Here is a 5,793-nt window from a genome sequence, read left to right as displayed (position 1 = left end):
GCTGGACTTCTACGTGCCCGGCTACATCGCCCTCGTGTGGGCCGCCGTCGGCCTGCTCGCCCTGCCCGTGCACCTGGCCCGCTACCGCGAGGACGGCGTGCTGCGCCGACTGCGCGCCTCCTCCGCCCCCCGCTGGGTGGTGCTCGGCTCCCAGTTCGCGGTCTCCTTCGTGGTCTCCCTCGTCGGCGGTGGGCTGGTCATCCTCGCGGCCGCCCTCACCTACGACATCCACGCCCCCCGCTCGGTCCCCGGCTTCACCCTCGCCTGGCTGCTGTGCGCCGCCCTGTTCGGGTCGCTCGGCCTGCTGTTCGCCAGCATCGGCTCCTCCCGCGCAGCGCTCGGCGCCGGTCTCGGCGCGTTCTTCGTGATGACGATGCTCTCCGGCACCGGCCTACCCCCGGAGGTCCTCACCGGGGCCATGCAGGGCATCCGGTCCGCCCTCCCCCTCACCTACGCCGTGCGGCTCGTGCAAGACCCCTGACTCGGGCTCCCTTGGAGCCTCACCGACACCGCCGCAGTCCTGGCCTTCACCGCCGCCGCGCTGGCCGCGACCCGGATGCTGTTCCCCTGGGGGTAGGCCCGCCCGGACGTGCCCCGTCACCCAGGCGCGTGGCAGACGCCCTCAACGTTGTTCCCGTCCGGGTCACGCACGAAAGCCCCGTAGTAGCCGGAGTGGTACTCCGGCCACACCCGCGGCGCGTGTAGCACCTCGGCGCCGAGCCCCACCGCCGCGGCGAAGAACGCATCCACCGCGGCCCGGGTCTGCGCCGCAAAGGCCAGGTGAGACTCGCGGAACCCCTCCCCGCTGTTCTGCGGGCCGAGCCAAAGCTCCGGGTGCGGCCGGACACCGAAGGCGACCACCTCCCCGAAGTCCATCAACCGCTCCCCGCCGAGCGGCGCCAGCACCACCTGGTAGAACGCCGCGCTCGCGGCGACGTCCGCGCACTGGATGGACACGTGATCGAGCATGGATCCATACTGCCGTGCCCGGTGACCGTGCGGTAGAGCATCGGCGCCTGAGCGGCCCCGCCGGTGAAATCGCGGTGAACAGGGCCGATGAGCCCCCCGCGATGCGGTAGGCAGACCATGGATGCAGCCATCGCTGGGATCCCGTGCGGGGAGGTTGAGTCGGCGAGGCGGGTCGGATTGGACCCGACCGCTGCGCGGCAACTGGCCGAGCGGATGCTCGCCCCCGTCGGGCGATGGCTGCACGTCCGGGCCACCGGCGAGCAGGCGGCGCAGATCGCCTGGATCCTGCCTGAAGGGGATCAGGGTGCGGCCCACCCGCACATCAGCCGGACCGGGAACAGCGCCTTCTGCGCGTCGATGAACTCGTATGTCGCGCTCACCGATACCTCCTGGCTGACGTTCCGCACTTCTCGGGCGCGATATGGCCCCCCGTGTTCATCGGCGGTCGGGGTTGTGCATGAGGTCGGCTGCTTGTTGTGAGAGGCGGTCCATCTCGGTGGTGAGCTCGTCCAGTGCTCGCCGGTTGGCGATCCACTCGCGGTAGTCCTGTGCCTGCTGGGGGGTTAGGCGCCGAGTGACGGTCTTGCCGTCGAGCTTGCGGGTGTACTGCAGGTAGGGGCCGTGCCGGGTTGGCGGGTCGCCGTGGCAGTGGCAGCCCGGGTTCGCGCAGAGGGTGTACCGCTCGATGACGCTGCCAGGGATCACGAAGCCCAGGGTGCGGACCTTGGCCTGCACTGCCTTGTACTTGCGTTGCAGCACAGCGAGTTCCTCGTCGATCATACCGCTCCTCTCGTCGCGTGTCGCACACCCTACCACGCTGACAGTGGTAAATACTGCCTGCAAGGCAGTCCCGGGGTGTCGAGGGAGTCGCGATGAGCACACCGGTCGCCGGACCGTTCGACTTGTGCAGTCACCGCCTGGGCGCGCTGCCGATCGTGAACCACTTCCTCGACCGCGCTGGTCTGCCCGCCCTGCTGGCCCGCTACCTACCGGCCGCCGATGCGCGGTGCCGGTTGGACCCGGCCACCGCGGTGCGCCTGCTGGTGGCCAACCTGCTGACCGGACGTGCGCCGCTCTACGCGCTGGGCGAGTGGGCTGCACCCTTCGCCCCACAGCTGCTGGACTGACCGAGGCCGAGCAACAGGCTCTTGGCGATGATCAGCTGGGCCGGGCGCTGGACCGGCTCTTCGACGCCGACCGGGCCGGCCTGCTCACCGAGCTGATGCTCGGCGTGGTCGCCGAGTTCGCCGTGGACACCACCGCGTTGCACAACGACTCGACGTCGATCTCGGTGCACGGCGTCTACCGCTGGGCCAGCGGCGCGCCCCGTGGTGGCAAGGCGACGCCGGTGGTCACCTTCGGGCACTCCAAGGACCACCGCCCGGACCTCAAGCAGCTGGTCTGGATCCTCACCGTCAGTGCCGACGGTGCGGTCCCGGTCGCCTACCGCCTCGCTGACGGCAACACCAACGACGACCCCACCCACATACCGACCTGGGACGGTCTCGTGCAGCTGCTCGGGCGCAGCGACTTCCTCTACGTCGCCGACAGCAAGCTCGCCAGCGCGGCCGCGATGAGCCACATCCACACCCGCGGCGGCCGGTTCATCACCGTGCTGCCCCGCAACCGCAGCGAGGACAAGTGGTTCCGCGACTGGGCCCAGACCCACCGCCCGGACTGGACCGAAGCCGCCCGCCGCCCCGGGGCTCGCAGCGGTGAACCCGACCGGGTCCACTACACCTGCGGCGCACCGCTGCCCTGCGCGGAAGGCCACCGCATCATCTGGATCCTCAGCACCGCCAAGGCCGCCCGCGACGCTGCCACCCGCCAGGCCCGCATCGAAGCCGGCGCGGCCGCGATCGACGCCCTGGCCATCAAGCTCGCCGGACCCAAGTGCCGCTACAAGACCATCGTCGCCGTCGAGACCGCCGCCGCCGAAGCGCTGGACAAGGCCGGCGCCAGCCGCTGGCTCACCGTCACCGTCACCGCCACCACCGAGGAGTCCTTCCGTCAGGAACACCGCGGCCGCCCCGGCGCCGACACCCGCTACCGCAAGACCACCCGCACCCGGCACACCATCAGCTGGAACACCCGCCTGGACGTCCTGGCCTACGACGCGGTCACCGACGGCATGTTCCCGCTGGTCACCAACGACACCTTGATGACCGACGCGCAGGTCCTGGCCGCCTACCGCTACCAGCCCCACCTCGAACGCCGGCACCACCTGCTCACCAGCGTCCAAAACGCCGCACCACTGTTCCGCCAACACAGAATCAGGGCCGTGCGGGGGCAGGATTTGAACCTGCGACCTCTGGGTTATGAGCCGCCGAACGAGTCGACGCGAGCGTGCAGTGGTGGACGACGCTGGACATCGGCGGGATCACCGTCACCGCTGGTCAGGGAGCCACCGACGTCGTCGAGCGTCTCGCACTGTCCAGCCCTGTCCGGGCGGTGCTGCTGACATTCTGCTGACACGTGATTTTGATCGACCACTGGACCGACTCAGGCCCGCCCGGAGGCGGGAATCGAACTCGTCCGAACCGTCTGAACCCATCGGAACCCGATGGTGGCGAGCACAACCCGTCGGATTCCGTCGGGACCTATCGGGTCCCGTCGGGTCCGGCTGTTGACGCCGTCAACACGAGATCGCTACAGCGCGACGTTCCATGAGAGCTCCCGTCGAGACGCGCAATTACGAGTTCGATCGGTAGGCGTCACGCCGGTGATCGATACGTAGCACGACGACTTCGCGGGGGTCTTCGCGGATCCGGTAGAGCACCCGGTAGGTACCGCGTCGAGCGGACCAGATCCCCTCGAGGTCATCGCGGAGCGGCTTGCCGACCCGGTGCGGGTTGTCCAGGAGGGCGGTGGTCACGAAGTCGATGACAGCGGCCGCGACCGCTTCCGGTAAGTCGTCGGTGATGGCCCGACGAGCGGGCGGGGTCAGGACGATCTCGTAGGGCTGCTCAGTCACGGGCGCAGCTGGCGCACTGCATCCGTACCGCGGATGACATCGTCACGCGCGTAGGCCGCATCGGCCTCGCGGATGTCGGCCAGCGTCTGCGGGTCGCCCAGGACGTCGATGGTCTCTTCCAACTGGGCAAGATCCTCAGGACTGAGGATGACCGCTGCCGGCTTCCCGTTGCGGGTCACCACAACGCGGTCGTGCTGGTGCTCCACCCGATCGATGACCTCGGACAGGTGATCACGGACGTCGCGCAGAGACTGAGTCGTCATGACCACAATTGTGGCGCTATCGGCGGTCGATGTCCAGCGCGGACCCGTGAGAGCCGACTCAGCGTCGTAGGCCACGCACGCGGACCCAACCCGGGTTCCGCGAACATCCTCCAGTGGACTTGTGTCCTGGCCAACTCGCAATGACGCGGCATCAACCCAGGGGCGCTTCAGCCCGCCAGCCATCCGAAACTACGGGAGGTACTTGCCAAGGCCGAAACCGTCAAGAGCGCGAAGGTTGCCTGACGCGGAGCTGGGACCTCATCAGCTCAGACGACTCAGACATGGCGAAGACCTCCAAACACCGGGACGGGTCTTCACTTGATCGGCTCAACGCAGTCGGAATGGTTCAGCCTGGGAGTGTGAACGCAGAACAATATCCGGTAGGTGCGGGTGCCGCTATCGCGATCCTGCAGTCTGCGGTTGCGGTTCCGCTCGCGACCACAGGGCACGAAGCGATCGGGAGAGCGCCTGGGGTTCCACGCGGTGCGGAGGATCGAAGTGGTGCCGGTCTGGGAACTCTTCGAGTGTGAAGTCGGGGAACGTCCGCCCGAGACGCTCAGCGATCTCGCCGTACTCGTCAGGGTTGCTTAGCCCCCCCAGCGCGAAGTACACGGGCCGGTCAAACCGAGCCAACACTGACCGGTCCAGATCGTAGGTCCGGAACGTGCGAAGAAACGCAGCGATCCCTGCCGGGCGAAGGGCCATCCACGGCGGTGGCTCGCCCGGCGGGGGCGGCGGAAGAACCACCTCGAGCCGGACCCCCATGCGCATGAAGGCGGCCATGAACTGACCCGGAGTTAACTGTTCGAGCCGGTCGTATTCCTTCCAGAGGTCGCGGTGAGCAGGACTCATGTCGTCCCAGTTCCCGGCCCATGCGGGCTCTAGCAGCGCGAGGCTGAGCACCTTCTCGGGGTGGCGTGCGGTGAAGGCTAGGACGGAGGCCCCGCCGCCGGAGTAACCAACCAGGTGGAAGCGATCCCAGCCGTGTGCCTTGGCCTCCCGCTGAATCCCCTCGACCTCGGTGTCTAGCGTGTAGTCCGGCGGTGGTTGCGGCCCAGCGTAGACCTCCAGTTCCTTCGCGACCGCGTTCACATCCGGTCCCAGCTCGGCGATCAGGGCCGGGTAGGCGACGGAGGCCGGTAGCACGCTTCCCGGCAGTAGAAGGACATCCCAGGCCGTCATTGGAAAGGCTGCACCCGTCGTGGACCCGCTGACAAGGCCGCACCGATGTGATGCCATAAGGAGCGGGGCCTCCCGCTCCGGTGGGTGCCCGAAGGATCCTCGGGTTCTCATCATCCGCACGTTGGAAGGGAGGCCCGCGACGGGTAACGCTAGCCCGGTTGGGCAGTGGGTCGGGGTGGACTTGCATGCCCGCCGGTCGGTGATCTGCCGGATCGACGATGCTGGCAAGGAACTCTCGTGCAAGCAGGTCGACAACGACCCGAAGGTGTTGGTGCGGGAGGTGCGTCGTGCTGGTCGTGGTGTGCCAGTGGCGATCGAGGCGACGTACGGCTGGTACTGGGCGGTGGACGCTTTGCAGGCCGCTGGGTGCCAGGTGCATTTGGCGCACCCGTATGGGATGACGGC

The 5,793-nt window shown here is 68.4% G+C and carries 9 protein-coding genes; 4 read left to right on the top strand and 5 right to left on the bottom strand.

Translation table 11 applies throughout. The annotated features are described in order from the left end of the window. Nucleotides 1–481: ABC transporter permease (locus VIM19_18525; GenBank protein ID HEY5186843.1), on the top strand; the 481-nt coding region annotated here is incomplete at its 5' end. A 116-nt stretch (nt 482–597) separates the two neighbouring features. Here VIM19_18525 and VIM19_18520 read toward each other — a convergent pair. Further along, a complete protein-coding gene (locus VIM19_18520) occupies nt 598–969 on the bottom strand; it encodes a VOC family protein (GenBank protein HEY5186842.1) in 372 nt (123 codons plus the stop codon). A 435-nt stretch (nt 970–1,404) separates the two neighbouring features. Next, nucleotides 1,405–1,749, bottom strand: coding sequence for a DUF6788 family protein (locus VIM19_18515; protein HEY5186841.1), 345 nt, complete (start codon nt 1,747–1,749; stop codon nt 1,405–1,407). A gap of 92 nt (nt 1,750–1,841) precedes the next feature. Between VIM19_18515 and VIM19_18510 the strand changes: the two genes are divergently transcribed. Then, nucleotides 1,842–2,096, top strand: a complete 255-nt coding sequence (locus tag VIM19_18510) for a DUF4277 domain-containing protein (GenBank protein HEY5186840.1) — start codon at nt 1,842–1,844, stop codon at nt 2,094–2,096. Next, a complete protein-coding gene (locus VIM19_18505; protein ID HEY5186839.1) occupies nt 2,060–3,430 on the top strand; it encodes an IS1634 family transposase in 1,371 nt (456 codons plus the stop codon). Before VIM19_18510 ends, VIM19_18505 begins: the two co-directional genes overlap by 37 nt. 231 nt (nt 3,431–3,661) lie before the next feature. On the opposite strand, the gene VIM19_18500 is transcribed toward VIM19_18505, so the two are convergent. The 3 genes from VIM19_18500 to VIM19_18490 form a co-directional block, all read right to left on the bottom strand. Then, nucleotides 3,662–3,943, bottom strand: a complete 282-nt coding sequence (locus VIM19_18500) for a type II toxin-antitoxin system RelE/ParE family toxin (GenBank protein HEY5186838.1) — start codon at nt 3,941–3,943, stop codon at nt 3,662–3,664. Continuing rightward, nucleotides 3,940–4,281 (bottom strand): type II toxin-antitoxin system Phd/YefM family antitoxin, encoded by a 342-nt coding sequence (locus tag VIM19_18495; protein HEY5186837.1) that lies wholly within the window; start codon nt 4,279–4,281, stop codon nt 3,940–3,942. The genes VIM19_18500 and VIM19_18495 overlap by 4 nt, the downstream gene beginning before the upstream one ends. Before the next feature lie 321 nt (nt 4,282–4,602). Beyond that, complete coding sequence (locus VIM19_18490; GenBank protein HEY5186836.1) at nt 4,603–5,388, bottom strand: alpha/beta hydrolase; 786 nt, start codon at nt 5,386–5,388, stop codon at nt 4,603–4,605. Between the two features lie 175 nt (nt 5,389–5,563). Between VIM19_18490 and VIM19_18485 the strand changes: the two genes are divergently transcribed. Next, nucleotides 5,564–5,793: IS110 family transposase (locus VIM19_18485; protein ID HEY5186835.1), on the top strand; the 230-nt coding region annotated here is incomplete at its 3' end.

Source organism: Actinomycetes bacterium, assembly GCA_036510875.1.
Taxonomy (GTDB): domain Bacteria; phylum Actinomycetota; class Actinomycetes; order Prado026; family Prado026; genus DATCDE01.
Note: the sequence above shows the minus strand (reverse complement) of the source record. Positions and strands in the feature narration are given on the sequence as shown.